The 24,539-nt window shown below is 66.0% G+C and carries 26 protein-coding genes; 7 read left to right on the top strand and 19 right to left on the bottom strand.

Features of this window, described 5'->3' with window-relative positions:
* Positions 1 to 189 precede the first annotated feature (189 nt).
* The 12 genes from ACYPYD_RS06195 to ACYPYD_RS06140 form a co-directional block, all read right to left on the bottom strand.
* The gene (locus ACYPYD_RS06195; protein ID WP_459662482.1) at positions 190 to 2,085 is read right to left on the bottom strand and encodes an XrtA/PEP-CTERM system amidotransferase; all 1,896 of its coding nucleotides are present in this window, start codon (positions 2,083 to 2,085) and stop codon (positions 190 to 192) included.
* An 11-nt stretch (positions 2,086 to 2,096) separates the two neighbouring features.
* Positions 2,097 to 3,662 (bottom strand): exosortase A, encoded by a 1,566-nt coding sequence (gene xrtA, locus ACYPYD_RS06190; RefSeq protein ID WP_459662481.1) that lies wholly within the window; start codon positions 3,660 to 3,662, stop codon positions 2,097 to 2,099.
* On the bottom strand, positions 3,652 to 4,878 hold the full coding sequence (locus ACYPYD_RS06185; RefSeq protein ID WP_459662480.1) for a TIGR03087 family PEP-CTERM/XrtA system glycosyltransferase: 1,227 nt from the start codon (positions 4,876 to 4,878) through the stop codon (positions 3,652 to 3,654). The genes xrtA and ACYPYD_RS06185 overlap by 11 nt, the downstream gene beginning before the upstream one ends.
* On the bottom strand, positions 4,878 to 5,954 hold the full coding sequence (locus tag ACYPYD_RS06180) for a FemAB family XrtA/PEP-CTERM system-associated protein (RefSeq protein ID WP_459662479.1): 1,077 nt from the start codon (positions 5,952 to 5,954) through the stop codon (positions 4,878 to 4,880). Before ACYPYD_RS06180 ends, ACYPYD_RS06185 begins: the two co-directional genes overlap by 1 nt.
* Positions 5,951 to 6,823 (bottom strand): XrtA system polysaccharide deacetylase, encoded by an 873-nt coding sequence (locus ACYPYD_RS06175; RefSeq protein WP_036524422.1) that lies wholly within the window; start codon positions 6,821 to 6,823, stop codon positions 5,951 to 5,953. Before ACYPYD_RS06175 ends, ACYPYD_RS06180 begins: the two co-directional genes overlap by 4 nt.
* Positions 6,824 to 6,838: 15 nt before the next feature.
* A complete protein-coding gene (locus ACYPYD_RS06170; protein ID WP_459662478.1) occupies positions 6,839 to 8,158 on the bottom strand; it encodes an XrtA/PEP-CTERM system-associated ATPase in 1,320 nt (439 codons plus the stop codon).
* A gap of 13 nt (positions 8,159 to 8,171) precedes the next feature.
* Positions 8,172 to 9,923: a preprotein translocase subunit YajC gene (locus ACYPYD_RS06165; protein ID WP_459662477.1), complete on the bottom strand. Its 1,752-nt coding sequence runs from the start codon at positions 9,921 to 9,923 to the stop codon at positions 8,172 to 8,174.
* Positions 9,920 to 10,915: a P-loop NTPase family protein gene (locus tag ACYPYD_RS06160; protein WP_036524416.1), complete on the bottom strand. Its 996-nt coding sequence runs from the start codon at positions 10,913 to 10,915 to the stop codon at positions 9,920 to 9,922. The genes ACYPYD_RS06165 and ACYPYD_RS06160 overlap by 4 nt, the downstream gene beginning before the upstream one ends.
* A 10-nt stretch (positions 10,916 to 10,925) precedes the next feature.
* A complete protein-coding gene (locus ACYPYD_RS06155) occupies positions 10,926 to 12,449 on the bottom strand; it encodes an XrtA system polysaccharide chain length determinant (RefSeq protein WP_008829432.1) in 1,524 nt (507 codons plus the stop codon).
* 1 nt (position 12,450) lies between these two features.
* Complete coding sequence (locus tag ACYPYD_RS06150) at positions 12,451 to 13,095, bottom strand: XrtA/PEP-CTERM system exopolysaccharide export protein (RefSeq protein WP_008829431.1); 645 nt, start codon at positions 13,093 to 13,095, stop codon at positions 12,451 to 12,453.
* Between the two features lie 176 nt (positions 13,096 to 13,271).
* The gene (locus ACYPYD_RS06145; protein ID WP_459662475.1) at positions 13,272 to 14,498 is read right to left on the bottom strand and encodes a pyridoxal-dependent decarboxylase, exosortase A system-associated; all 1,227 of its coding nucleotides are present in this window, start codon (positions 14,496 to 14,498) and stop codon (positions 13,272 to 13,274) included.
* Positions 14,495 to 16,060, bottom strand: a complete 1,566-nt coding sequence (locus ACYPYD_RS06140; protein WP_459662474.1) for an acyl-CoA ligase (AMP-forming), exosortase A system-associated — start codon at positions 16,058 to 16,060, stop codon at positions 14,495 to 14,497. Before ACYPYD_RS06140 ends, ACYPYD_RS06145 begins: the two co-directional genes overlap by 4 nt.
* A gap of 26 nt (positions 16,061 to 16,086) precedes the next feature.
* On the opposite strand from ACYPYD_RS06140, the gene ACYPYD_RS06135 reads away from it, so the two are divergent.
* Genes ACYPYD_RS06135 through ACYPYD_RS06120 form a run of 4 tightly spaced genes read left to right on the top strand, consistent with a single transcriptional unit; the run spans position 16,087 to position 18,853 of the window.
* Positions 16,087 to 17,106, top strand: coding sequence for a GNAT family N-acetyltransferase (locus ACYPYD_RS06135; protein WP_459662473.1), 1,020 nt, complete (start codon positions 16,087 to 16,089; stop codon positions 17,104 to 17,106).
* A gap of 36 nt (positions 17,107 to 17,142) precedes the next feature.
* Positions 17,143 to 17,403, top strand: coding sequence for a phosphopantetheine-binding protein (locus ACYPYD_RS06130; protein ID WP_008829427.1), 261 nt, complete (start codon positions 17,143 to 17,145; stop codon positions 17,401 to 17,403).
* Positions 17,403 to 18,080, top strand: coding sequence for an alpha/beta hydrolase family protein (locus ACYPYD_RS06125; protein ID WP_459662472.1), 678 nt, complete (start codon positions 17,403 to 17,405; stop codon positions 18,078 to 18,080). The genes ACYPYD_RS06130 and ACYPYD_RS06125 overlap by 1 nt, the downstream gene beginning before the upstream one ends.
* The gene (locus tag ACYPYD_RS06120) at positions 18,077 to 18,853 is read left to right on the top strand and encodes a hydrolase 1, exosortase A system-associated (RefSeq protein ID WP_008829425.1); all 777 of its coding nucleotides are present in this window, start codon (positions 18,077 to 18,079) and stop codon (positions 18,851 to 18,853) included. Before ACYPYD_RS06125 ends, ACYPYD_RS06120 begins: the two co-directional genes overlap by 4 nt.
* A gap of 4 nt (positions 18,854 to 18,857) precedes the next feature.
* Here ACYPYD_RS06120 and ACYPYD_RS06115 read toward each other — a convergent pair whose 3' ends face one another.
* The 5 genes from ACYPYD_RS06115 to rpmF form a co-directional block, all read right to left on the bottom strand.
* Positions 18,858 to 19,289, bottom strand: a complete 432-nt coding sequence (locus ACYPYD_RS06115; RefSeq protein ID WP_008829424.1) for a MerR family transcriptional regulator — start codon at positions 19,287 to 19,289, stop codon at positions 18,858 to 18,860.
* 28 nt (positions 19,290 to 19,317) lie between these two features.
* Entirely contained in the window at positions 19,318 to 19,614 is a 297-nt protein-coding gene (locus tag ACYPYD_RS06110; protein ID WP_008829423.1) for an integration host factor subunit alpha, read from the bottom strand.
* Between the two features lie 108 nt (positions 19,615 to 19,722).
* A complete protein-coding gene (locus ACYPYD_RS06105; protein ID WP_008829422.1) occupies positions 19,723 to 20,694 on the bottom strand; it encodes a beta-ketoacyl-ACP synthase III in 972 nt (323 codons plus the stop codon).
* Positions 20,694 to 21,767, bottom strand: coding sequence for a phosphate acyltransferase PlsX (plsX, locus tag ACYPYD_RS06100; RefSeq protein WP_008829421.1), 1,074 nt, complete (start codon positions 21,765 to 21,767; stop codon positions 20,694 to 20,696). Before plsX ends, ACYPYD_RS06105 begins: the two co-directional genes overlap by 1 nt.
* 36 nt (positions 21,768 to 21,803) lie before the next feature.
* A complete protein-coding gene (gene rpmF / locus ACYPYD_RS06095; protein WP_008829420.1) occupies positions 21,804 to 21,983 on the bottom strand; it encodes a 50S ribosomal protein L32 in 180 nt (59 codons plus the stop codon).
* Between the two features lie 161 nt (positions 21,984 to 22,144).
* On the opposite strand from rpmF, the gene ACYPYD_RS06090 reads away from it, so the two are divergent.
* Positions 22,145 to 22,537: an MAPEG family protein gene (locus tag ACYPYD_RS06090; protein ID WP_008829419.1), complete on the top strand. Its 393-nt coding sequence runs from the start codon at positions 22,145 to 22,147 to the stop codon at positions 22,535 to 22,537.
* Here the strand turns inward: ACYPYD_RS06090 and ACYPYD_RS06085 are convergent.
* Together ACYPYD_RS06085 and ACYPYD_RS06080 are read right to left on the bottom strand one after the other, a co-directional pair.
* A complete protein-coding gene (locus ACYPYD_RS06085; protein ID WP_036524398.1) occupies positions 22,534 to 23,214 on the bottom strand; it encodes an MBL fold metallo-hydrolase in 681 nt (226 codons plus the stop codon). The genes ACYPYD_RS06090 and ACYPYD_RS06085 overlap by 4 nt on opposite strands.
* Before the next feature lie 41 nt (positions 23,215 to 23,255).
* Positions 23,256 to 23,906, bottom strand: coding sequence for a LexA family transcriptional regulator (locus tag ACYPYD_RS06080; RefSeq protein WP_036524394.1), 651 nt, complete (start codon positions 23,904 to 23,906; stop codon positions 23,256 to 23,258).
* Between the two features lie 101 nt (positions 23,907 to 24,007).
* Between ACYPYD_RS06080 and ACYPYD_RS06075 the strand changes: the two genes are divergently transcribed.
* Together ACYPYD_RS06075 and ACYPYD_RS06070 are read left to right on the top strand one after the other, a co-directional pair.
* Positions 24,008 to 24,208: a hypothetical protein gene (locus ACYPYD_RS06075; protein ID WP_008829416.1), complete on the top strand. Its 201-nt coding sequence runs from the start codon at positions 24,008 to 24,010 to the stop codon at positions 24,206 to 24,208.
* A partial coding sequence (locus ACYPYD_RS06070) for a hypothetical protein (protein WP_459662471.1) occupies positions 24,198 to 24,539 on the top strand: 342 nt, incomplete at its 3' end. The genes ACYPYD_RS06075 and ACYPYD_RS06070, both read left to right, overlap by 11 nt.

Here is a 24,539-nt window from a genome sequence, read left to right as displayed (position 1 = left end):
CACAAGCCACCAGCGCGGAAAGCGTCCGCTCTGAATACCGGTGATGGCGACCGATTCTGTTCATTCATGCCCTGCAAAAGAGGCTTTGGTAGGCATGAGCTAACGCAAAGGTACTAAGAAACCGTGTAGTTAATGGTTCGAGCGGGTCGGATCGCTAAATCCGCCCGCAAAGCCCGGTTGATGCCCGGATTAATTGACACCCAGCGAGGTAAACGCCTTGTCAAGCATGAGCATCTGCCAAAGCACTCGGGAATTGTCCGAAGTTCCCGCAACATGCGCATCGACGAGGCCCAGCAGGCGGCGCTGGTCGAACCAGCCGGTTCGCGCCAGGGCTGCCCCGCCTGCGATCTCGCGCGCCGCGCCTGCAAGCGGCCCACGAAACCATTGCGCGATCGGCGTCACGAAGCCCTGCTTGGGACGATAGAGCACGTCATCGGGCAAGTAGCGGCGCATCGCCCGCTTCATCAGCCATTTGCCCTGCCCGCCCTGCACGCGCATCCGCTCAGGCAGGCTGGCGGCGAATTCGATCAGGCGATGGTCCAGCAGCGGCTCGCGCGCCTCAAGGCTGACCGACATGCTGGTGCGGTCGACCTTGGTGAGGATATCTCCCGGAAGCCAGACCTTGAGGTCGGCATATTGCGCACGGTCGAGGCCCGAACGCGCCGGAGCGTCTCGCATCAGGGCCAGCAACGGATCCTCGGCGCGGTAATCACCGCGCAGGCGGCGGAAATCGTCGGAATAGAGGCGATCGCGCAGCTCCGGCGGCAGGACGGCCATCGAGCGCGCATAGCCTTGCGCGGAATCTCCCGCCAGTGAGAGCAGCGTCGACTTCGCCCGCAGCGGGCGCGGAGCCCAGTCCGCCTTGGGGTAGGCCCTTCCGAGCGCTCCGAAGACCGGACCACGCAGGGATTGCGGCAGCAACGCACGCACCTTGTCTTCCCCGGCCTGGAACACGTGGCGCCGGTAACCGCCAAGCGCTTCATCCGCGCCATCGCCGGAGAGCGCCACCGTGACCGATTCGCGCGCCAGTTGGCATACTCGCCAGGTCGGCAGGGCAGAGGCGTCGGCGAAAGGTTCGTCGAACATGCCTGCAAGCTGGTCGATCGCAGCGAAATCGTCAGGCGAGACGATCCGCGAGGCATGGTTCGTGCCGAACTGCCGGGCGATCTTCGTTGCGTACGCACTCTCGTCCAGCCCGGCGACGTCGAAGCCGATCGAGCAGGTCCGAACCGGACTGCCGCTTGCCTCCGCCATGAAAGCGACGACGCTGGAACTATCCACACCGCCCGACAGAAACGCGCCAAGAGGCACATCTGCGACCATGCGGGACGACACCGCCTGGCGCATGAGGTGCACCAGTTCGGCTTCGAGGTCAGCAGGCTTGCCCTTGCGCCGCTCTGCGAAGGAGACGTCCCACCACTGGACAGGGCGCGGTAACGGAGCGCCATGACGCAGCAACAGAGAATGCCCTGCCGCCAGCTTGCAGACGCCCTTGAGGATGGCCCGATCGTCAGGGACATAGCCCCAGGTCAGATAGTCTTCGACCGCCAGCGGATCGATCTCGCGCCGCAGCAGCGGGTGGGCGGTGAGTGCCTTGAGTTCCGAACCGAAAGCCAGGCTCCCGTCGCTCAACTGCGCATAATAGAGCGGCTTCACGCCCAGCCTGTCGCGGGCGAGGAACAGAGTGCGCGCGTCGAGGTCGTAGATGGCGAAGGCGAACATGCCCAGCAGCCGCGTAACGCAGTCCGGTCCCCAGCGCCGCCAGGCTGCCAGAATGACCTCGCTGTCGCCATCGGTGCGGAAATGCTCTCCCGCAGCCTTCAACTCATGGCGCAGTTCGCGGTAGTTGTAGATCTCGCCGTTGAAGACGAGCATCGCGCGGCCATCCGGGGATGCCATCGGCTGCGGCGATCCTGCGAGGTCGATGATCGAGAGGCGGCGGTGCCCCAGGGCGACGCCCGGCGCGGTCCATACCCCCTGCCCGTCCGGGCCGCGATGCGCGATGGCGTCGCACATGGCCTCGACCCGGGCGCGATCGACCGGCTTGGGCGTTTCCAGGTGAAAGATTCCGGCAATCCCGCACATCGTCCCTGGCCCTACCTGACCTGAGCGATACCGTCCATCCAGCGCGCGAGTGATCCCGTGGATGCGCGGAAGGCGGTGATCGACTGCTCGGCTCGGCCGCGCGGCGTATCTTCGGCGGAGAGGATGAGCATCGTCGTCGGTTCCGCCCGGAACAGGAGATGGTCAACAATCACCGCCAGCTTGAGCCGTGCATTGCTGCCGCTCAATAGTTCGCCCTGACGATACCAGGTCACGGCGATCCTCTCGATCCTGCCGTTGCCGAGGAGGCGCTCGCCCTTGCCAGCTTCGACCGACGGTGCCGGCGACTGCCATGCCCATGCGCTGGCTGGAACAAGCGCGCCCTGACCGAAGCCGCCTGCCTCCCGTCCCTCTCCCTGGCTGGCGTAGAGGGCGACGAAGACATCGACCTGATGCCCCCGACCGTCCCGATAACGGCCGAGCAGGCGGTGATCGGCGCCCTGCGCGCGCGGTTCCCACCAGATCGTTGGGGTATAATCCACCCGCGCCCATCCCTCGACCGCAGGCAAGTCAATGCGCGCCGGGACAGGAGCAGCCAGCGTATCGGCTGCGAGAGCCCAGCACCGTGCCGCGATCAGCACCAGCGCGAAGCCGATCACCGCCACCGTTCGGGAAATGGCGAAACGTTCCAGACGCGCCAACCACCCGGCGTTTTCAATAGCCGCAAGGTCGATCGCCGGACCATCCAGAGGGCGGTCGAAGAAACGCCAGGCGCAGGCGATCACCAGCGCCAGCACGATCGCGAAGAAGAACCAGCCGTAAACGATATGGTCGAAGCCCGCCGCAGCCTCTATGCCGAAAATCTGCGCGGCATAGATCGTACCCCATGCCCGGATCCCGTTGGCGAGGATCGGCACGGCCACGCAGGCCAGCAGCATCGCGGTTCGACGCCGCCAGCTGAGGAAGCAGACATTGGCGGCCAGCACACCGAAAGCGACCATCGCGATGAGGAACTTCACGCCCGAACAGGCTTCGGCTACCTCGAACAATCCTGCGGGCGTATCGATGAAAACGCCGTCGATCCGGGCCGGAATGCCGCTGAGATGGGTGAGCGCGATGGTGATTTCGGCAGTGATCGTCTGCAGGACGTTGACCAGTTCCTCGCCGATCGGGACCAGGAACACCAGATAGCCCAGTGGGAAGATCAGCGCCGCAGTGACCCTGACACCCAGGATCAGGGGAACGCAGGCGCCCAGCATGGCGACGACACCTGCCTGCCGGGCAAGGTCCAGTCCCGACATCGCGCCCAGCAGCCACAGGAAGGCTGCCCCCGCCAGCAGGATGAGCCCCGGCCACCACGCGGTAGGCGTCAGGCGTTCCAGCTGCGGCCAGCGCTGCCAGACCAGCCAGCCCAGAATCGCCGGGATCAGCAGGACGTGATTGTACGTGGAGATATCCCACCACTGACGCGCCATCGCGCCCCAGTCGCCGAGGAAGGCGAACAGCAGCACCAGCCACGTCGCGCCAAGGCGGATGATCACGCCACGCCACTGCGGCGAAAGCGCGCGCCATGCGCGGGCGGGACCGGCAAGGGACGTCGAGGCAACATCAAGCGACATCGGTAAGCGCCTCGCCCATGGTGCCGAGATATTCCGGCAGCCGCGCCAGTGCGGCCTCCCAGCTGGCGTTGGCGACGATCCACGTGCGGGCGGCCGCTCCCATCAGCTTGGCCGCTTCCGGCGCGCGAGCAAGGTCGAGGACCGCCTGCGCCATCGCGGCATCGCCATCGCGTATCGCGAAATCCCGGCCGTCAAGCGCATCGATGCCCGTCGCGGCACCGGGAGAGAGAACCACCGGGAGACCCATCGCCATCGCTTCCAGCACCTTGTTCTGAACTCCGCGCGCGATTTCCAGCGGCACCAGAGCGACGTCGGCGGCGGCGAGCCAGGGGCGGATATCGTCCACCCTGCCCCACACCTCGACGCCATCCTGTCCAGAACGGGCCTGTAAAGCTGCCGGCGGATTGCGGCCGACGATATGGAGCGTGGCATCGGGACACGTCCTGCGCACGAGCGGCAGGACGCGATCGATGGCGCGAGTGGCCGCCTCGATGTTGGGCGCGTAATCCATCTGTCCGGTGAAGACGATGCGCGGAGCGCCCTTCGCTGCCATGCGCGGCTCCGGATCGACCGCAATCGGGTCGAAATATGCGGCGTCGAGGCCGTTGCCCATCGCCCGCACTCGGCCCTGCTCACCTTCCAGCCGTGAGCGCAGAAGCCCGACTTCGGCGTCGCTGATCAGCAAGGTGACTGACGCCCCCGCGCAGATCCGCGCTTCCTCGCGTCGCAACAGGCGCCCCTCCCGGCGCTCCATCCATGCGCGAATACCGCGTCCTTTCGCGGCGTAGGCTTCGAACTTGGCAGAATCGACGTCCACAAGATCGGCCACGACACGGCCCCGAAAATCGCCGGGCACATACTGCGCCATCTGCCCGGAAAACACGTAGACGGTGTCGATGTCACGCTCGGCAAGCAGATCGCGCACGTAGGTTTCGAGGTCCTTGTTGTAAAACGCGGTGAGACTGAGCGGGCGGCCGCTCGCCAGAGCCTGGACACCGGCTACGGGCAGCGGCTTGGAGCGCTCGACCAGGCGATAGCTGGTGGCGAGGTCGGCGAGATCGGGCTCGAACGCACGGTCCTGCTCATCGTCACAGAACGTCGCGACATGCACGGGAGCCAGTGCGGCTAGCGCCTTGAGCACGTGATGGGAACGGATCTTGTCACCGCGATCCGGCGGAAACGGGATGCGGTGCGCCAGGAACAGGATTTCGCCCATCAGCCGATACCGCGTGCAATCAGCGGGCCGAGGCGATTGGCCACTGCCAGAGGCAGGCGCTGCCACAGCTTGATCTGAAGCGAGAGCTTGCCGCTCGTCGGGTCCGCATCGCGCCTGGCGCTGCCCGGGGCGGTCCAGGTCGCATACGTCAGCGGCTCGGGCTCGAAGCCCCAGTTGCGCTTGAAATGATAGGCACCGCTATCCGTCTTGGAGCGTCCGAAGTCGAACACCGTACAGCCGCGCCGCCGGGCATGGAGCATGAGTTCGTAGTACATCCGGTCGTTGGCCCGAAGGCGCCGGGCGTCCCAGGTGCCGCCGCCCCAATACGGCATGACGGCGCCCTGATGATAGACGCTGATGACGCTCGCCACCGGGACGCCCTGATGCCGCACCGTCAGAATGTCCGCTGCGTCGCCGAAACCGTCGATGACCGCGTCGAGCAGCGCACGAGGAAAGACCGGCGTGCCGAGGTTGCGATAGCTTTCGCAGAACACGGCGTAATGCGCGGCGCGATCCGCTTCCGCAGTGCCGACCTCGATCGTCAGGTCCATGCCCAGCGAGCGGCGCACTTCGGCGCGCTGCTTGCGCGGAATGTCCAGCAGTTGCGCGTCGCCGTCGGCCGCGAGCGGGCGGGCGAAGTTCGCATGGGAGCGAGTCTTGAGCGTCCAGCCTTCGCCCGCCGGAGGAAGCACCCCGCCGCGAAGTTCGATCGTCGGGCAGGTAAGGCGCAGCGCCAGTTCCTCAACGGCGGCGAATACGGCGGTGGTATCGGCGTCCCCGGTCGCCAGCAGCCCGCCGCCGACCGCGAACCCGGTAGAGGCCAGCAGTCGGCCAAATACCGGCGAATGAATGGCATCGAGCGGCAGGAAAGCGACGATCTCGCCCCCCTTCTCCTGCACGAGCGCCAGCGGTCGATTGCCGGTCGCCTTTGCCACCGAGACGAACCATGCGGGGCGATGGAACGGCGTCCCCTGCGGATGACGCGCCACGAAGCCTTCAAGGCGCGCGACCTCGCCCGGGTCGGTCAGATCGACGAGACGGACTTGCGCGGTCAGTGGCACGAAGGGTGCGTTCATGCGGCGAAGGCCAGCGGTTCGGCGCGCAAGGCTTCGCGCGCGGCGAGTTCGTCCATGCGGCCCCAGCGGAATTCGCCGACCAGTCGCTCCAGCTTGTCGGCCATCACCGACAGGTTCGTGTAGTGCCGGAAACGCGAGCGCAGCGGCGCCCCTTCGACACGGGGCTGGCCTGGATCGATCTCCCACGGGTGGAAGTAGAACACCGCCGGGCGCCGATCATCGCGGTTCACCTGCCGGATCGCCCAGCGCGAGAACCCGTAAGGAAGCACCCGAAAGAAGCCGCCGCCGCCTGCCGCCAGCCGCCGCCCGGCGAACCGCGCGGTCGTGACCGGGATTTCGATCAGTTCGGCATCGGCGATCGGCCGGAAGGCAAAGCGCGGAGCCTCCCGCCAGCCATAATGGTCATGCGCGATCGGCGCCACGCTGGAGCTATAGGCATAGCCCTGCTCCGCCAGCACCTCGAAGGCCCAGGGCGTACGGGCATCGATCGAGAAGCTGGGCGCGCGGTAGCCTTTGACCGCCTGGCCCGAGGCGTCCTCGATCACCTTGCGGGCACGGTCGATGTCGGCGGCGAAGGCCTCCCTGCCGAGACGGAACACGCGCTCGTGATCCCAGCCATGGCTGGCGACCTCGTGGCCTTCTTCGGCGATCCGCCGCATCAAGGCGGGATTCCGTTCCGCCACCCAGCCGAGGGTGAAGAACGTGCCCTTCACCCCCGCGTCGGCGAAAAGCCGCAGGATTTCGTCGCAGTTACGCTCGACGCGCGTGGCCAGCGAATTCCAGTTCTCCCGGTCGATCACCTTCTCGAAGGCGCCGACCTGGAACCAGTCCTCGACATCGACCGAAAGGCCGTTGATCGGCACCGACATGGGGTAGAAACTCCCTCAGGCGACGTTGCGCTGGCCGTCGCCGCTCTCGATCCACTCGATCAGCATGGTCAGCGTGTGACGCAGCGTGCGCTCGGTCTCGCCGAGGCGCGCCTCGAGCTTGTCCGAGCGGGCGATGGCATCCGCCAGTTGCTGCTCACGCGCCCCGAACTGCTCGCCCTGCGCCTGCCGTGCCGAGGCTTCGCGCTCTTCGGCAGCAGCGGTGAGTTGTGCGATCGCCGAGTGCAACTCACCAATCTGCGTGTCGCGCCCGGCCATGGCAGCCTCGATCAGCGCATTGGCGCCGGCGGTGTCGAGCATGTCGCGATGAGCGAGCGCCGCCTCGATGAGCGCGGTCGCGCCTTCCGTATCCAGCGCCTCGCGATCGGCGAGCGCCGACTCGATCAGCGCCATGACAACGGAGGTATCGATCGCCTGCACCGGCGCACTTGCGAAAGCCGCGGCTTCCACCGGTTGCGCAGCGGCAACCTCGGGCTCCGCGACCTTCGTGACCACTGCCAGCGCGCCGTCGTCGTTCATCTCGTCGAGCACCTGCTCGAGCATCGCGGCGTCGAGGTGCTCTCGGCGGTCCACCGCACCCAGCAGGAGCAAACGGTTGACGATCTGGTTGATGCGGCGCGGAATACCGCCGGTCGCCTCATGGATCGCTGGGAACAGTGCCGGATCGAAGCTGGGGTTGCCCTTCCAGCCGACGCAGCCGAGGCGGTGCTCGACGTAAGGCTGGACCTCGCGCACGTGCATCGGGCCGAGGTGGTGCGTCGCGATAACGCGCTGACGCAGCTGTTCGAGCTGGTTGCTCTCGAGCAAGGTCTCGCGGAACTCGGGCTGGCCGAGCAGCAGCGTCTGCAGCAGCGGGTGCGAGCCGAGCTGGAAGTTGGAGAGCATGCGCAGCTCTTCCAGCGCGCTGACCGAAAGGTTCTGCGCCTCGTCGACGATCAGCAGGCAGCGGCGTCCTGCACGCGCCTCGTCGTGGAAGAACGCTTCCAGCGTGCCGAGCGCGGATGCCTTGTCATGCCCCATGACCGGCAGCCCGAACGACTGCGCGACGACGTGGACGATCTCCTCGCCGTCGAGCGCGCTGGTCACCACGTTGGCGGCCGTCATGCGCGCCGGATCGATGGTCGCCATCAGGTAGGCGACGAGTGTGGACTTGCCCGCGCCGACCTCGCCGGTGATGACCACGAAGCCCTCGCCCTGGGCAAGGCCGTAGCCGAGGTAGGACAGCGCCTTCCTGTGCGTGCTGCTCTCGAAATAGAACGCGGGGTCGGGGGTGAGCTGGAAAGGCCTGGCGTCGAGCCCGTAGAAGTCGTCGAACATCGGGTTTCTCTCCTCAGAAGGTATAGCGCAGACCCGCGAGCGCCGAGGCGGTCCACAGGTCGTCGATGGAGGGGGTATCGTACTTCGCCCCGTCGATGCCGACAGCGAGCGTACCACGCAGGCGCGGCGCGAACATCTTGTAGTAGCTGGCCGAAGCACCGTAGCCGGCAACGTCGCCGGTCAGCGGATCGTTGCTGCTGATCCAGTTGGCGTAGACGTTGGCCGACCAGCCCGCGTCACGGCCAAGATCGCCGCCGACATAGGCCGCCAGCCACCTGTTCTCGTCCAGCACGCCGTTTGCGGAGGCGAGGACGGTGTTGCGCGCGGCAATGTACTTGCGGCGGTCGTATCCGGCACCGAGGCCTGCACGCATGCGGCCGAACTTCATCGAGTAGCTTGCCGTCACGCCGCGCGCGCGGAAAGTGGACGAACGCAGCGAGCCGAGCACGCCGGACAGGCAGCTGCCGCCCTCCAGCGAAGCGACGCAGCCGCGCAGTTCGCCGGTGACGGGATCGCGCACGACCTCGAAGTCATCCGGCAACTGGTCGAGCGCGCGGTTGACCTGCCCGCCGAAGCCCGAGACGTTGTCGTAGACCGCGACGTTGAACTGGGCACGGTCGCTCGGCGCATAGGCCAGCGTGCCGCCGAAGCTGGTCGAGCCGTAGCGGCGGCCCATATGGGCCGACAGCGAGGTTCGGCGGCTCGGGCGCCACATGACGGCGGCGTCCCAGATGAGGCCGCTGACGTCGTAGGCCATTACGCGCGGGGAGGACTTGTCGGTCACGTAGCGGCCATCGGAGCCCAGCACCGGCAGGCCGTTTGCATCGCGCACGGCATCGCGGCTGGAAATCTCCACGTCCTCATAGCCGATCGCGCCGACCACCTGCACGGTGCGGCTGACCGGCACCGTGACCATCGCGCGGGCCTGCATGTCGCGGGCACGCTGGTCGAGGTTGGAGATATCCTCCTGATAGAAGCTGCCGCCGACGCCCACGCCCACCGGCAGTACGGTGCCGGGGGCGAAGCCCGCCTGGACGTCCGCCGACTGGACGACGCTCTTGTCGAAGACATCGGCCGCTGCGCCGGTCTGGAGATTGCGCGCGGCGTTGGATTGCTCGACCTTGGTGAAACCGGCCCGGTAATTGGCGCCCACATCGAGATCGCCGATCCGCTTGGTTACCGAAGGGCCTCCGTAGACAGAGTAGACCGTCGACTTGCCGTTGCCCGACAGCGGCCCGGCGGCGAGCGCGGAACCGCCGTTCTCGACGTTGACCTGCGAGGCCAGCGCGCCCGCTTCGACCGTCACGCCCGGAACGATGGTGGTGTAGCCGCGCACGACGCCGCTGATAGCGTCGCCGTCGCCCGCCTTCTTGCCCCAGCCGAACTGGCGTTGATAGCGCACCGAGGCGGAAGCCCCATTGTTGCGGCCCTGAATCGAGGCGTCCACGCCGACCGCGACCTGGGTGTAGGTCAGCACGTCGCTACCGGGCGAAAGCTCGGCAGTGACGATCTGGTCGACTTCGATGTAAGGCGCGATGTCGATGCGTTTACCGCCCTGGCCTTTGGCACCGCGCCGCGAAGCGCGGTCGGACTTGCCGGAAGCTGTGTCGGATGCGCTGTCGCCGCCCATCCCGGCACCGGAACTCCCCATGCCTCCGCTCATGCCGCCGCCATAGCCGGTCGACTGGGCATGGCCGGCTGCCGGTAGCGCAAGAGCGATCACCGCCAGCGCCACCATGCCTGATGCCTGCTTCATGCGGCTCATCCCTTGTATCCGTAGTAGGAGCCGAAGCGGCGACCGCTCGGGCTGAACTGGGCCGCGTTGAGCAGCAATTGCACGTTCGGGCATGCGCCCAGCAGCGAGATCGCATCGTCGAGCGACCCTCGCCCGGTCTTGTCCGCGCGCGCGATCACGACGGTCTGGCCGACATACTTGGCAAGTTCGGCCGCAGGCGAAGCCGCCAGCGCCGGAGGCGAATCGAAGATCACCATCCGGTTGGCCGCACCCTGCGTCAGCCGGTCGAGGATTCGGGCAGTGCGTGAACTGGACAGGTATTCGCTGTCGTGCGCCGTCGTATCTCCGGCGGGAAGCACCCAGAGCCCGGGAATGTCGGTGCCGAGCACGCAGTCGGCAACGTCGATCGTCTCGTCCATCAGCGCGTCCATCAGCCCCGGACCGCCCGGAAGGCCGAGCGCGGAAAGGATCGAAGGCTTGGCGAAGTCGGCATCGACGAGCAGGACCTCGCTCTCCTTCTCCGCCGCGATCGACAGCGCGAGGTTGAGTGCGCAGTAAGTCTTGCCCTCGCCCGGATGCGGCGAGGAGATCAGCACGCGCTGTGCCATCGGCCCCGCCTTCTGGCGGCGCAGGTCTGCAGCCTGAACCAGCAGCTGGCGCTTGACGATGCGAAACTCCTCGAGGAGTTCGGTGACCGCGCCCTCAGGCACGATCAGGCCCTGCTCGCGCAGGTGCTCACGATCGACGGGATGCACGGTATCGCTGAAGCGTGCAGGCTCAGGCGCCGGTTCTGCGGCGGGCTGAGGCGCAGGCGCGGGAGCCGCCGCTTCAGGCACGGGACGTGCGGGAACGGGCGCTGGCTCCGGCCTTGCGGGCGCGCGCCTTGCAGGCCGCTCCGGAAACGCCACCGGCTTCGCGATCAGCGTGTTGAAGTCGAACCGGCCGTTGGCCCGCTCGAACAGCGATTCGCCTTCGGGTTCATCGGGCTGGTCAGGTACGGGGATCTTGCGATGATCGGTCATGTCAGTCCCCTCACGCCACCATGCCGCGCTGGATGAACTCGGCGGCGAGCAGCACCACGAACAGTCCGCAGAGCGCGGCGGTCCCGGCATAGAAATACTTGAGACGCTTGGCCCGGAGCGCGCGGGCGCGGTCGGTCAGGCTGTGTGAAATCGCGCCCAGTACCGGCAGGCCGGTCGCCTTCTCCAGCCCCGCAGTGGTGGCGAAGACCGAACGCACCCGGCTCAAGGCAAAGGCGCCGGCGCATCCACCCGCGAAGCCCACGATCAGCACGCCCAGCAGCAAGACCGGACGATTCGGCGCGACGGGCGTACGCGGGCTCGTCGGCGGATCGACGACCTGGAACTTCACCGCTTCGCGCTCGGTCTTCACTTCGCCGCGCAAGCGCAGTTCCTCGCGGTCCTGTAGGAGCTTGTCGTACTGCTGGCGAAGCACGTCGTAATCGCGGTTGATACGCTGGGCCTGAGTCGCAAGTTCGGGATCGGAGATCGCGGACGCGGTCAGCGAGGCGATGTCGGACTGCGTCGCGGCCTTGCGCGACTGCAGCGCCTGGACGCTCGCCTGCCGTTCGGCGCGAATCGACTGGAGCGAGGAATAGGCCGGATTGATCGTGCCGCCGCCGCTAGCCGCTTCCTGCGCCGCCGGAGCACGCAAAGCCGCAACCTGGTTCTTGGCCGCGATCACGTCCGGGTGATTCTCGGTGAGGCCGCGCGCCCGCATCGCCGCGAGATCGGCCTGCGCGCGGGCGAGCGAGGACTGCGCCCCGCCATCCGCGGCACCCCCCGCGATCGTGCGCGGCGTGCCCGCAAGCTGCCCGTCGATCGCTGCCGAAGCGCTCTGCGCCGCCGAAAGGTCGGCATCGATATCGCGCAGCGTCGAACGCGCGCTCTCCAGACGCTGCGCCACGGCGGCGCCGCCAAGCGCCATTTCCGGGTGCTGCGCCTCGAAGGCGGTGCGTTTGCTCTCGGCCGATTCCAGCTCACGCTCACGCGCGCGCAGCTGCTGGTTCACGAACTCCAGCGTCTCGACCATGTCGCCGCGATTGCCGGAGAGGTTTTCCTCACGAAAGATATCGATCAGCTTCTGCGCGACGCTCTGCGCCAGCTTGGCGTTCTCGGCATCGGAGAAGGAGCTGTCGTTGGCGGTCGCGGTGATCTCGAAGAGGTTGTCCTCCTGGCTCACCACCTTGACGTTCTTGCCCAGCTTGAGGACCGCCGCTTCCATCGCCTTGGGGTTCTCGATGGTGTCGCCGAGGCGCGTGGCGCGCACGACCTTCTCGAGATTCACGGCGCTGGTCAGGGTCTGACGAATACGCTCGATATCACGCTTCTTGTCGGCCACGCCGATGCCGACCTGCTCGGCCAGCGCATCATCCAGCTGGATGAAGATGCGCGCGTGCGATTCGTAGCTGTTCGGGATCAGTGCCACGACCAGCCAGCCCGCAAGGCAGACCGCCCAGGCCACAGCCAGCGCGATCCAGCGGCGATGCCAGATGCTGTGCAGCCCGGCGAGCAGTTCTTCGTAGAGCGAATCCATCTTAGAACATGCTTTCCGGGATGATGATCACGTCACCGGGAGACAGCATGACGTTGGCCTTGCTGTCGCCCTTCTTGAGCAGGTCGCCGAGCCGCAGCTTGTATTCCTGCTGCTTGCCCGCCGTCTTGTCGAACCGGATCAGGCGCGCGCTATTGCCCGAGGCATATTCGGAGAGGCCCCCCACCGCGATCATCGCGTCGAGCACGGTCATGTTCGCCCGGTACGGGATCGACGCAGGCTTTTCGGTGGCGCCGACGATGCGGATCTGCTGGCTGAAGGTGCCGGAGAACCCATCGACGATGACCGAAACCAGCGGGTCCTCGATATATTGTGACAGCTGCAGCCGCAGATCTTCGGCCAGCATCGAAGGCGTCTTGCCCACGGCGGGCATGTCGGTGATCAGCGGCGTGGTGATGCGCCCGTCCGGACGGACCTGCACTTTCGCCCCGAGTTCGGGGTTGCGCCACACGAAGACGGTCAACTGGTCAAGCGGGCCGATGACGTATTCCTCGCCCGGCCCTTCCTGCATCGCGACAAAGGACGCAGGCGGCAGTTCCCGAGCCGGGCCGCCGGACCCCGCACATCCGGTCAGGGCGACGCTGGCAAGCGCGGTAGCGGCCAGAAGTCGGGCTGGGAGATGCGGCATGAACAATCCTCGTCTTTGCGACCGTCTGGCCTTCGCACGCCAGGCGCGCGGGGTCAGGTCCGGCAAAATTCACCCTCCGATATCAATGCAAACGGTGAATATTGCGTTAGCCTTGCAAGGCTAATTCCGCGCAGGTCCCAAATCGGGACGGGGGCATGACGCAAGTTAACGCAAGGTCAGACCAGCATTTCCTTTGCCGGACCTTGCCCGAGGAAGCTCGCGGGGCTGGCGCTGGCACCGTAAGCTCCGGCGCAGAACACGGCGATCAGGTCGCCAACGTCGGCGCGGGGAAAACCGCCCTTGTCGGCCAGCTTGTCCAGCGGCGTGCAGAGGCATCCGACGATGGAGGCTTCTTCCTCCACTTCGGCGCCGAAACGAGTGGCGATCGCCGAAGGATAATTGCGCCGCACCACGGTTCCGAAGTTGCCGGAAGCCGCAAGCTGGTGATGCAACCCGCCATCCGTGACGAGAAAGACTTCGCCGTGGCTGGTCTTGCGATCGACGATGCGCGCAATGTAGACGCCCGCCTCGCCGACCAGATAACGCCCCAGTTCGATGCAGAACTGCGTACCGCGAAGCACGTCCGGCAGACCTTCGAGCCTGGCGGCAAGCCGTTCGCCAAGAAGCGGAAGGTCTAGCGGCGTGTCTCCCGGGAAATAGGGAATCCCCAGCCCGCCACCCAGATTGCAATGCGGCAACACCGTCTTGCTCTCCTCGGCCAGTCGTGCGGCAAGTTCCAGCGCCTGTCCCTGCGTCTCGGCGATCGCCTCGGCATCGAGCGCCTGGCTGCCTGCGAAAATATGGAAGCCCCGCCATTCGGCGCCGCTGGCGACGACTTCGCGTACCAGAGCCGGCACTCGTTCGGCATCGACGCCGAAAGGCTTGGCACCGCCGCCCATCTTCATCCCCGATCCCTTCAGGTCGAAATCCGGGTTCACGCGAATAGCAAGGCGCGGGACGATGCCCAGCCTGTCACCGATGGCAAAGGCGCGGGCCGCTTCACCCTCGGATTCCAGATTGAGCGTCACGCCGCTGCGAATCGCGGCTTCCAGTTCGGCATCGCGCTTACCCGGCCCGGCGAAGCTGACCTCGCGCAAGGGCAGGCCCGCATCGCGGACGATCTCGAGTTCACCGCCGGATGCGATGTCGAAGCCGTCGACCAGCCCCGCCATGAGCGCCAGAAGCGGGGGAAAGGGATTGGCCTTCACCGCATAATGCAGAGCCACCCGCTCCGGCAGGGCCGACCGCAGTTCCGCCACGCGCTGACGAATCAGGTCGGCGTCATAAAGAAACAACGGCGTGGTCCCGGCCTTCTCGACCCAATGGGTAATCGGCTGGCCGCCAACGGCGAGGATACCGTCAACACCCGCGTAACCAGCGGGGATCGGTCCAAGCGCCTTCATGCCGCCGTTTCCTTAACGATCTCGGCAGCCAGCCCGGTTCGATCGAGTTTCCCGTTGGGACCGGTCGGCATCGACTCACGCCAGTGGATTACTTTTGGCTGCATGAAATTCGGCAATTCCTGCATGAGTTTACGGGGTAGTTCTTCGACGGCATCTGAAGTTCCGACCAACGCCCGCACGACGAGGTGCACTGCCTGCCCCAGACGCTCATCCGGAAGACCAAGTGCGACCGCCTCGGCCACAAGACCGGTCGCGAGCGCAGCTTCCTCGACTTCCTGAGGCGAGATACGATTGCCCGCGCTCTTGATCATCGCGTCGCGGCGCCCGACGAAGTAGAGCAGGCCGTCAGCCTCGCGCTTCGCCCGGTCGCCTGACCAGACGGCGATTCCGCCATAACGCGACGCGGCAGGAGCAGGCTTGTAGCGCTCGGCCGTACGGACGGGATCCCGCCAGTAGCCCTGCGCCACCAAAGGTCCGCAGTGGACCAGTTCGCCTTCTTCTCCATCCTGAGAAACGTCACCCAACTCATTGATAATGAGTATCTCTGCGTGAGGAATGGCCTTGCCCATCGATGTCGGGTGCGTATCCACGAGATCGGGATCGAGATAAGTCGATCGAAACGCTTCCGTCAGCCCATACATCGGGAAGAGCCGTGCCTGAGGGAACAGCGCCCGCAACCGGCGAACGAGATCGACGGTCAATGCGCCGCCGCTGTTGGTCAGCCGTCGCAGACGCGCCGCCGTCTCGGGCGGCCATTCCATCTCCGTGACCTGCACCCACAAGGGCGGGACCGCGGCCAGCGTGGTGATCGCGTGGCGCTCTACCGCCTTCACCAGATCGCGCGGCATCAGGTAGTCGAGCGGCACCACGCAGCCACCGGCGTACCATGTCGAAAGCAGCTGGTTCTGCCCGTAGTCGAACGACAGCGGCAGGACCGCCAGCGTCCGGTCGTCCCGCGCCATGCCGAGATAGTAGGCGACGCTCTCCGCACCGAGCCACATGTTCGCATGGCTGAGCATGACGCCCTTGGGGCGCCCCGTGGACCCGCTGGTGTAGAGAATCGCCGCCAGATCGTCGGGAGCGGCCTGTGAGGGAAGCATCTCGCCGGCCAGTTCGGCAGCCACCGCCAGCGCGTCCGCCTCGCCGATTTGCCGGCAATCCGCCGGCACGTCGCAAGCCTCCAGCGTCTTGAGCCGGGCCGGCGTCGCGATCAGCAGCAACGCGCCGCTGTCCGACAGGATATGCGCGACCTGAGCGTGCTTGAGCAGCGGATTGACCGGCACATGCACCAGTCCCGCCCGTGCCGCCGCCAGAGGCATCAGGCAGGTGAGTTCGCCCTTGGTTGCCCACGTCGCCACCCGCGCGCCCCGCTCGGGGACTTCGCGGGCCAGCCAGGCGGCCAGACGGGAGACACGCGTTCTTAAGTCCTTCCAGCTAAGAACGCCTTCGCGCAGCACCAGCGCATCATCCGCATCGGCGCCTCTCAGCACGAGGTGGTCGAGCGGCAGGACCGGATTTTCGGCGCTGTAAGGCGTTTCGCCGAGCATGGGTGGGCCGGACATGAGAAGAGGAGGCTCCGCGAGGGTACGTGGCAAGTTTGCAGATCGACTATCACTCCGATCTTAAGGAAGTGCAATCAGATGAGGCGCTTGCACGGCTGCTCTCCGACGCGGAGCAACGCGCGCCCTTCGACCGCCTCGCATGGTGGCAGGGTCTTGCCGAGCATTGCGGCATGGCGCCTCTGATCGCGGTGGCGCGGTCTTCCCGGGGCACGGCGGTCCTTCCGCTTTCCGGGAGTTCGGGGCACTTGTCCGCCCTGAGCAACTGGTACACCTTCCGGTTCCGTCCCATTCTCGACGGAGACGCGCCGCTTCGCGACCTCGCCCAAGACCTCGCGCGGCGCTCTCATCGCGTGACGCTGCACGGACTTCCCGATGAAGATCAGACGGCTTCGACGCTCGCCGCCGCCTTCGGCGCGGCGGGATGGCTCGTCCGGCGCGAAGTCTGCGACACCAACCGCATATTGCCGGTCGCAGGGCGCGGCTTCGAGGACTACCTCGCGACCCGCCCGGGAAAGCTGCGCACGACGCTGAAGCGCAAGACCGGCAAGCTCGTGGCCCGCATCCTGACCCGGTTCGACGCCGAAGCCTGGAGCCAGTACGAGGCGATCTACGCCGAAAGCTGGAAGCCCGAGGAAGGCTCACCCGCCTTCCTGCGCGCCTTTGCCGAAGCCGAAGGCACGGCGGGCCGCCTGCGCCTTGCCCTCGCCCATTCCGCCGACAATCCTGACAGCCCCGCCATCGCTGCCCAGATGTGGACGGTGGAGGGCGGCACTGCCTTCATCCACAAGCTCGCCCACCGCGAGGCCGCGAAGCCGCTGTCCCCCGGCTCGGTGCTGACCGCCGCACTGATGCGCCACGTCATCGAGATCGACCGCGTGGAGCTTGTCGACTTCGGCACCGGCGACGATCCCTACAAGCAGGATTGGATGGACACGCAGCGCCCACGCTTCCGGCTCGACATGTTCCGCCCCTGGAATCCCCGCAACTGGCCTGCTCTTGGCAGGATCGGCCTGCGATCACTTGCCGCAAGTGCGAAGCGCGGCTAGAGGGCGCCGTCAAGAATGACAGATTGCCGAGGGGCCATGCCAGACCAAAACGACCTGCTGCTGCGCCGGATACTGACGGATGTGCTCGGGCTTAAGCCGGGTCAGGCCGATACGTTCGATGCCGACACGGGGCTGTTCGGGCATCTTCCCGAACTCGATTCGATGGCCGTCGCCGGTCTCCTGACCGAGTTGGAAGACCGCCTCGACATCATCATCGAGGATGACGAGATCGAAGGCGAGATGCTGGAAACCTACGGCGCGCTACTCACCTTCGTAGAGGCGAAGCGCGGCTCCTGATGGTTCCCGCACGCTGGCCCTGCCCGCTCCCCGGCGGCGGAACCAGCGAGGAATTCGCGCTGTCCCGTGATGCGGGACGCGAACGCCGCCTGCTGATCGTCCCTGCCCTGTTTGACGAAGCCAACAAGCTGCGGCGCTTCACCGTGGACATCATGCGGCGACTGGATGCGACAGGGATCGACAGCGTCCTGCTCGACCTGCCAGGCTGCAACGAAAGCCTGCAACCGCTCCACGTGCAGGAGCCTGCCGACTGGCTGGATGCCGTGACCGCCGCCGCGCACCATTTCGGGGCCACGCACGCGCTGGGAATTCGCGGCGGCTGCCTGTTCACACCCCGCCACCTCCCCGCGCTGCACTACGCTCCGGCAAAGGCGTCCGCGATTCTGCGTCAGATGATGCGGGCGCGCATCCTGTCCTCGCGAGAGGCCGGCCGGGAAGAGAACCGCGAGACCCTTTCAGAGGCGGCTCTGGAGCACGGTATCACGCTTGCCGGATACGAACTTGGAGCCGATTTCTACCGTCACTTCGAATCGATGGTCGCGAACGAGACCGCGACCGCCATCGCTCAGGAAGACCTCGGCGGCGGCGGCGGCCTGTGGCTTCGTGCGGAGCCGGACGAAAGCCCGGATCAAGCCGATGCCCTCTCTGCCATCCTTGCAAGGGCAATCGGGCGGTGACGCGGCGGCACTTCACATTCGACTGCGCCGGGGACCGGCTCGTTGCCACGCTTGACGATGCTGCGGGTGCGACCGCGCTTCTGCTGGTGTCGGGCGGCAACGAGATCCGTGCAGGGGCATGGAACGGTCAGGCTCACTTTGCCGCGCGGATCGCTGCGCACGGATTTCCGGTCCTGCGCTTCGACCGCCGGGGTGTGGGCGACAGTGAGGGCGAGAACCGAGGATTTCGGGCGAGCGCTGTCGACATTGCCGCCGCGCTGGAGGCCCTTCGCACCCGGGCTCCGCAGGTACGGCGCGTCATCGGCCTAGGTAACTGCGATGCCGCCAGCGCGCTCATGCTCGCTCGCGGCGCGGGGCTGGACGGTCTGGCCCTCTCCAATCCCTGGACCATCGAGACCGACGAAGAGGACGCGCCCGCCGAAGTGGTCCGCGATCACTACCGGCGGCGCCTTGCCGACCCGGCAGCGATCGGTCGCCTGCTGACGGGCAAGGTTTCGCTGATCAAACTGGCCCGCAGCCTGGCTTCCGCCGCGCGGCCCACGCCTGCTGCGCCGACCGGCCTTGCCGCTGAAATATCGCAAGGGATCGCGGATTTTACAGGCCCCGTCCGCTTCCTGATCGCCGGGCGCGACCGCACCGGCCTCGCCTTTCTCTCGCGATGGGACAAGGCTGACGGGCGCATACGAACTTGCCCCGGGGCCAGCCACAGCTACGTCGAAGCGGATGCGCAGGACTGGCTGCTTGGCCAGGTCCTGGAAATGCTGCGAACCTGAGCGCTCAGGCCCGTGCAAGCGCCTCGGCAAGACCTTCGCGAATCGCGGAAAGTCTGCCGTACCAATCGCCCGTCGGCACTCCTTCCGGCTTCACCACTGCCAGCGACGGGTTACCTTTCACCTCGAAAGGCGACTTTTCGGCAATCGCCTTGGCGGCACCGCGCAAAGTGTACCCCTCGCGATGGACGAGTCGATCGATGTCGCGGATCAGCGCCACGTCTTCCGGACGATAATACCGCCGATTTCCGCTGCGCTTGATCGGCTGAAGGGAAGCAAACTGCTCTTCCCAGTAGCGCAGGACGTGCGGACGAATGGCGAGCGCTTTCGCAACCTCGCCTATGGTTCGCAGCGCCTGCGGCTCTTTCCCGTCATCGAATAGCGGGGATTCGTCGAAAAGCGTCACCTCTGCGGGCGCGCCGAGTCCTGAAACGTCCATACCTGCCTTTTCCCGACGGAATTTTCCGTCAATCGGTGGCGATACGGTCCTTCAGCATCTGGCTGGCACGAAAGGTCATGACGCGCCGAGGCGTGATCGGCACTTCCACGCCGGTCTTGGGGTTGCGGCCGATCCGTTCGCCCTTGTCGCGCAGCAGGAAAGTGCCGAAGCCCGAGATCTTGACGTTCTCGCCATCGCTGAGGGCCGTCGTCATGTGCTGCAGGATCGCTTCCACCATGGCAAGCGACTCGGCACGGGATATGCCCAGCTTGCGATGAATCGCTTCGGCAATCTCGGCCCTGGTCAAAGTATCCGTAGCGCGCATCAATCCCGCATCCCCATAGTGCGCCGATGCGACGGATAATATTAGAAACAGGGAAGAAATCAACGGTGCGTCCAATATTGAACGCAACCGGAGCGGTACTGTCCCCCGTCAGATGCGAATTAGGCTCGCACCCCACGTAAAACCGCCACCCATGGCCTCCAGCATGACCAGATCGCCCTGCTTGATGCGACCGTCGCGCACTGCCACGTCGAGTGCGAGCGGAACCGACGCAGCCGAGGTATTGGCGTGCTGGCCGACCGTCATGACCACCTTTTCGGGCGGCAGGCTGAGCTTCTTCGCCGTCGCATCGAGGATCCGCGCATTGGCCTGATGCGGCACCAGCCAGTCGATGTCAGAGGTGGAAAGACCAGCCTCTTCAATGACTTCACGCAGGACTTCCGCAAGATTGACGACGGCGTGGCGGAAGACCTCACGGCCTTTCATGCGCAGCTTGCCGACCGTCCCCGTGGTCGACGGACCGCCATCGACGAAGAGCAACTGGTTGTGCGCGCCATCGGCGTGAAGCCGGGTCGCGAGGATTCCCCGGGGAGTTTCACCCACCTGTTCCTGTGCCTCCAGCACGACGGCGCCCGCGCCATCGCCGAAGAGCACGCAAGTCGTGCGGTCTTCCCAGTCGAGAATGCGGCTGAAAGTCTCGGCCCCGATGACGAGCGCGCGCCTGGCCATGCCGGTGCGCAGCATCGAATCGGCAACGCCGACGGCATAGAGAAAGCCCGAGCACACCGCAGCAACGTCGAAGGCGATTCCACCGGCACGGCAACCGAGCCGGCTCTGGACGATCGTGGCGCTGGCGGGGAACGTCTGGTCGGGCGTGGCGGTCGCCAGCACGATCAGGTCGATCGATTCGGCATCGATGCCCGCAGCCTCGATCGCCTTGCGCCCCGCTTCGGTGGCGAGGCTGGAGGTCGTCTCGTCGGCTTCGGCGATGTGGCGGTTGGAGATGCCGGTACGTTCGACGATCCATTCGTCGCTGGTATCGACCCGCTCCGCCAGTTCGGCGTTGCTGACGGCATTGCGCGGGAGCGCGGAGCCGGTTCCGATCAGTACCGAACGAATCATCAGGCGCGCTCTTCCTGTACGCCGGTCAGCCCCTTAGGCATGCGCCAGGTCGACCCTCCCAGACGGGCCAGGTCGGCAGAGATACGCTCGGTCACGTTTTCCTCCAGGAGCCGGGCGGTGACCGCCACGGCATTGGCCACGCCTGCAGCATTGGCGCTGCCGTGGCTCTTCACGACAATGCCGTTGAGGCCAAGGAAGACCGCGCCATTGTGATTGTTGGGATCGAGGTGGTGCTTGAGCAGGTCGGTCGCCGGCTTCGAGATCAGGAACCCGATCTTGGAGCGCAGCGAACTGCTGAAGCCGCGGCGCAGCAGGTCCGCGACGAAGCGGGCCGTGCCTTCCACCGCTTTTAGGGCGACGTTGCCGGTAAAACCGTCGGTCACGACCACATCGACGTCGCCGCGGCAGATCTTGTCCGCCTCGGTGAAGCCGTCGAAGGACATCGCAAGGTTTTCGGCCGCGCCCTTGAGCACAGCGGCTGCATCGCGCAGTTCCTCGGTGCCCTTGGTTTCTTCGGTGCCGATGTTGAGCAGACGCACACGCGGTTCGGCGCGGCCAGTGGCCACGCGCGAATAGGCCGCGCCCATGATCGCGAACTGGACCAGGTTGCGGCTGTCGCACTCGGTATTGGCACCGAGGTCGAGCATGATGACGTCGTTGTCGCCCAGCGTCGGCAGCAGGGCCGCCAGTGCAGGACGATCGATGCCGGGCATCGTGCGCAAGGTCAGCTTGGAGATCGCCATCAGCGCGCCGGTATTGCCGCCGCTGACGGCAGCCCCGGCATGGCCGAGCTTCACCGCTTCGATCGCGCGCCCCATGGACGTGCCCTTGGCCCGGCGAAGCGCCTGACTGGGCTTGTCCTCACCGCTGATCACGCCATCGGTGTGCAGGATTTCAGAGCTGGCCCGCAAGTTCGGATGATTTTCGAGCGCGGCCTTGATCCGCACCTCATCACCGACGAGCAGGAACTTGAAACGGTCATGACGGCGGCGCGCAAGCGCGGCGCCTTCAATCATGACGCGCACGCCCTCGTCGCCGCCCATCGCATCGATAGCGATACGCGGCAAACTCATGGGGCTTTCTCCGAAATACGTCGTAGGATCTAAGTCTTAGACTTCGACCGCGACGATTTCACGACCGTTGTAGTGGCCGCAAGAATTGCACAGGTTGTGCGGGCGCTTCAGTTCGCCGCAGTTGCCGCATTCGTGGAATGCTTCAACCTTCAGCGCGTCATGGCTGCGGCGCATGCCCCGGCGGGAGGGCGAAGTCTTTCTTTTAGGGACAGCCATTTCGGCACCTGTTCCTGCAAATACGTGTCTGTCAAAAAGGCCGCCGGTGACCGGGTAGGGACACGGCGGCTTGCGAAGGCGCGCCTATAACCCATTTCACGCGAGTTGCAACCCGTTACTCCCTCCACCATCAAGCCGTCACCAATCGGGAGTACGCCTATATGATTCTGCAGACCACCCTCAGCATGTCCGCCGCAGCAGCCGTCGTCGCCTTCTGGCTGGCGGTGCGTACCGGCAAGGCGCGCATGGCGGCGAAGGTGTGGCACGGAGACGGCGAGAATCCCGTGCTTCTGCGCCGAATGCGCGCCCAGGCCAACTACGGCGAGAGCGCGCCGTTCGTGCTGATGCTGGTCGCCGCTATCGAGCTTTCCGGCAAGGCCGGGCAATGGCTTGCGATCGTCGGCGCACTCTATCTGCTGGCGCGCATCGCCCACGGGATCGGGATGGACAAGGCTGAGAAATCTCCCCTGCGCGCGGCCGGCTTCATCGTCTCGGTGCTGACGTTGCTGGGACTCGCACTGATGGCCGTGCTGATCGCGACGGGGCGATTCTAGACCGGTAGCCCGCGTTTGATCGCCTCGTCGCTGACGTAGGGATTCGTCAGACGCTCCTGTCCGAAAGTGCTCACCGGGCCGTGGCCGGGGACGAAAGTAACGTCGTCCCCGAGCGGCCAGAGCTTCTGCGTGATCGAGTGCAGCAAATCGTCGAGATTGCCGCGCGGGAAGTCCCAGCGGCCGATGCCGTTCTGGAACAATACGTCGCCGACCATGGCGAACTTGCTGGGCTCGTGATGGAAGATGACGTGGCCGGGCGTGTGCCCCGGACAATGAACGACGTCGAGTTCCAGTTCGCCCACGGTGACCTTGTCGCCATCCTCCAGCCAGCGGTCGGGCTCGAAGGTATGTGCTTCCATGTTCCAGCGCGGCCCGTCGTCGTCGAGCTGCGCGATCCAGAAGCGGTCTTCCTCCTGCGGCCCCTCGATCGGCACGCCAAGCTCCTTGGCCAGCACGCCGGCCTGCCCGCAGTGGTCGAGGTGGCCGTGGGTAACGAGGATCTTCTCCAGCGTCACCCCGGTCTTCTCCAGTGCCTGCTTCAGCTTGTGCAGGTCACCGCCGGGATCGACCAGCGCGCCCTTCATCGTGGCCGTACACCACAGGAGCGAGCAGTTCTGCTGGAGGGGCGTGACGGGAATGATCCCCACGCGCATCTGTTGTTCGGTGCCTTGCGTCATGCCCTTGGAAATGGCCGCAGAGCGCCGCGAATGCAACCGGGCTAGATACGCCCGCCCTTCCAGACCACGCGCCCTATGACCTCGACGTCCCGCGCGCCGCATTCGACCGGCGGATAGGCCGGGTTGTCGCTGATCAGCACGACGAGCCCCGGCCGCGAGACGTCGATGCGCTTCACCAGCAGGCTGTCGCCCAGCCGGACGACATGAATACCGTCGCGCAACGCCCGCAAGGTCCGGTCGACGAGGATTTCATCGCCGTCACGCAGCGTCGGCTCCATCGAATCGCCGCTCACCACGATGGTAGAGAGGTGCTCCGGCTGCAGCCCCATCGATCGCAGCCAGCGGCCCGAGAATCGGATGGTGTCGACCACCTGCTCGCCCTCGGTCGCCGCGCCGGGTCCTGCCGACGCCCCCACCGCGAGGCGCGGGACGTCGATCCAGCTGCCTCGGCGTGATTGCTCCGGAATGGCGTAGGAAATTTCCTTCGACTGCCCCAGCTCCGCCTCGTCAACGCCGAAGAACCGCGCGAGCATCCCGCGATCGTGCTCCTCCAGCTTGCGCGGACTGCCCTTGCGGATGAACTGCTGCAGATAGGCGGGATTCTTGCCCAGCATGGCCGAGAGCCGGGACAAGCTCACGCCCTGCTCCTCGGCCAGTTCCAGCAGGCGCAGACGGGTGGGGTCGCTTACCATTTTGTAATCCGTATCCGTAGGAAATTTCCTAGACATGTAGGATTTAGAACGGAACAAAATGGAAACATCAAGCGAATTCCTACACGAAAGGACCAGACCGGATGCTCCTGCGCGACATCGAGCGCTTTCTACGCCAGACCGACATGCCCTGGACCAAGTTCGGCCGTCTTGCCGCGCAGGACCCCCGTTTCGTGGCGGACCTGCGCAACGGCCGGGTGCCGCGAGGCGATACCGCCGCGCGAGTCGAGCGGTTCATGCAGACCTACCTTACCGGTGCCGGGGAGAACCGCCATGCAGTCTGAACTCGTTCGAGAAATGCACCAGGCTTTCGTGCCCGCCAAAGCGCCGGCACGCGGTCCTTGGCTGCGGCTGCTGTCCGAGGTGCTCGGCCTCGCCGGTTCCGAAGCCGACTTGCTGAGCCATGCCGAGCGCGACTGGGCCAGCGCCACGTTCTCCGGCGCACGCCATACGATCGTGCTGGCCTTCGAAGGCGCGGAAGCGGTGACCAAGGGAGAGGCATTCATCGCTGCCCTGCCCGACCACGAATTCACCGTCCCGCGCCATCTGGTGGCCGACGCGGCGTTAACGTCGGTCGAGCACCGGCAGGACCCGCCGCGCATGACCGTGCACATC

It is taken from the genome of Novosphingobium sp. 11B (genome assembly GCF_054589055.1).
This window is presented reverse-complemented; position numbering and strand designations above follow the sequence as displayed.

Bases quoted from the DNA above. Each gene is read 5' to 3' on its own strand.
- ACYPYD_RS06140 (WP_459662474.1), bottom strand. From the start codon at position 16,060: ATGTCCGGCCCACCCATGCTCGGCGAAACGCCTTACAGCGCCGAAAAT.
- ACYPYD_RS06195 (WP_459662482.1), bottom strand. From the start codon at position 2,085: ATGTGCGGGATTGCCGGAATCTTTCACCTGGAAACGCCCAAGCCGGTC.
- ACYPYD_RS06160 (WP_036524416.1), bottom strand. From the start codon at position 10,915: ATGACCGATCATCGCAAGATCCCCGTACCTGACCAGCCCGATGAACCC.
- ACYPYD_RS06130 (WP_008829427.1), top strand. From the start codon at position 17,143: ATGCCAGACCAAAACGACCTGCTGCTGCGCCGGATACTGACGGATGTG.
- ACYPYD_RS06080 (WP_036524394.1), bottom strand. From the start codon at position 23,906: ATGGTAAGCGACCCCACCCGTCTGCGCCTGCTGGAACTGGCCGAGGAG.
- ACYPYD_RS06165 (WP_459662477.1), bottom strand. From the start codon at position 9,923: ATGAGCCGCATGAAGCAGGCATCAGGCATGGTGGCGCTGGCGGTGATC.
- ACYPYD_RS06145 (WP_459662475.1), bottom strand. From the start codon at position 14,498: ATGAAGGCGCTTGGACCGATCCCCGCTGGTTACGCGGGTGTTGACGGT.
- ACYPYD_RS06150 (WP_008829431.1), bottom strand. From the start codon at position 13,095: ATGCCGCATCTCCCAGCCCGACTTCTGGCCGCTACCGCGCTTGCCAGC.
- ACYPYD_RS06110 (WP_008829423.1), bottom strand. From the start codon at position 19,614: ATGCGCGCTACGGATACTTTGACCAGGGCCGAGATTGCCGAAGCGATT.
- ACYPYD_RS06175 (WP_036524422.1), bottom strand. From the start codon at position 6,823: ATGTCGGTGCCGATCAACGGCCTTTCGGTCGATGTCGAGGACTGGTTC.
- ACYPYD_RS06170 (WP_459662478.1), bottom strand. From the start codon at position 8,158: ATGTTCGACGACTTCTACGGGCTCGACGCCAGGCCTTTCCAGCTCACC.
- rpmF (WP_008829420.1), bottom strand. From the start codon at position 21,983: ATGGCTGTCCCTAAAAGAAAGACTTCGCCCTCCCGCCGGGGCATGCGC.
- ACYPYD_RS06180 (WP_459662479.1), bottom strand. From the start codon at position 5,954: ATGAACGCACCCTTCGTGCCACTGACCGCGCAAGTCCGTCTCGTCGAT.
- ACYPYD_RS06125 (WP_459662472.1), top strand. From the start codon at position 17,403: ATGGTTCCCGCACGCTGGCCCTGCCCGCTCCCCGGCGGCGGAACCAGC.
- ACYPYD_RS06155 (WP_008829432.1), bottom strand. From the start codon at position 12,449: ATGGATTCGCTCTACGAAGAACTGCTCGCCGGGCTGCACAGCATCTGG.
- xrtA (WP_459662481.1), bottom strand. From the start codon at position 3,662: ATGTCGCTTGATGTTGCCTCGACGTCCCTTGCCGGTCCCGCCCGCGCA.
- ACYPYD_RS06085 (WP_036524398.1), bottom strand. From the start codon at position 23,214: ATGACGCAAGGCACCGAACAACAGATGCGCGTGGGGATCATTCCCGTC.
- plsX (WP_008829421.1), bottom strand. From the start codon at position 21,767: ATGAGTTTGCCGCGTATCGCTATCGATGCGATGGGCGGCGACGAGGGC.
- ACYPYD_RS06185 (WP_459662480.1), bottom strand. From the start codon at position 4,878: ATGGGCGAAATCCTGTTCCTGGCGCACCGCATCCCGTTTCCGCCGGAT.
- ACYPYD_RS06075 (WP_008829416.1), top strand. From the start codon at position 24,008: ATGCTCCTGCGCGACATCGAGCGCTTTCTACGCCAGACCGACATGCCC.
- ACYPYD_RS06115 (WP_008829424.1), bottom strand. From the start codon at position 19,289: ATGGACGTTTCAGGACTCGGCGCGCCCGCAGAGGTGACGCTTTTCGAC.
- ACYPYD_RS06105 (WP_008829422.1), bottom strand. From the start codon at position 20,694: ATGATTCGTTCGGTACTGATCGGAACCGGCTCCGCGCTCCCGCGCAAT.
- ACYPYD_RS06090 (WP_008829419.1), top strand. From the start codon at position 22,145: ATGATTCTGCAGACCACCCTCAGCATGTCCGCCGCAGCAGCCGTCGTC.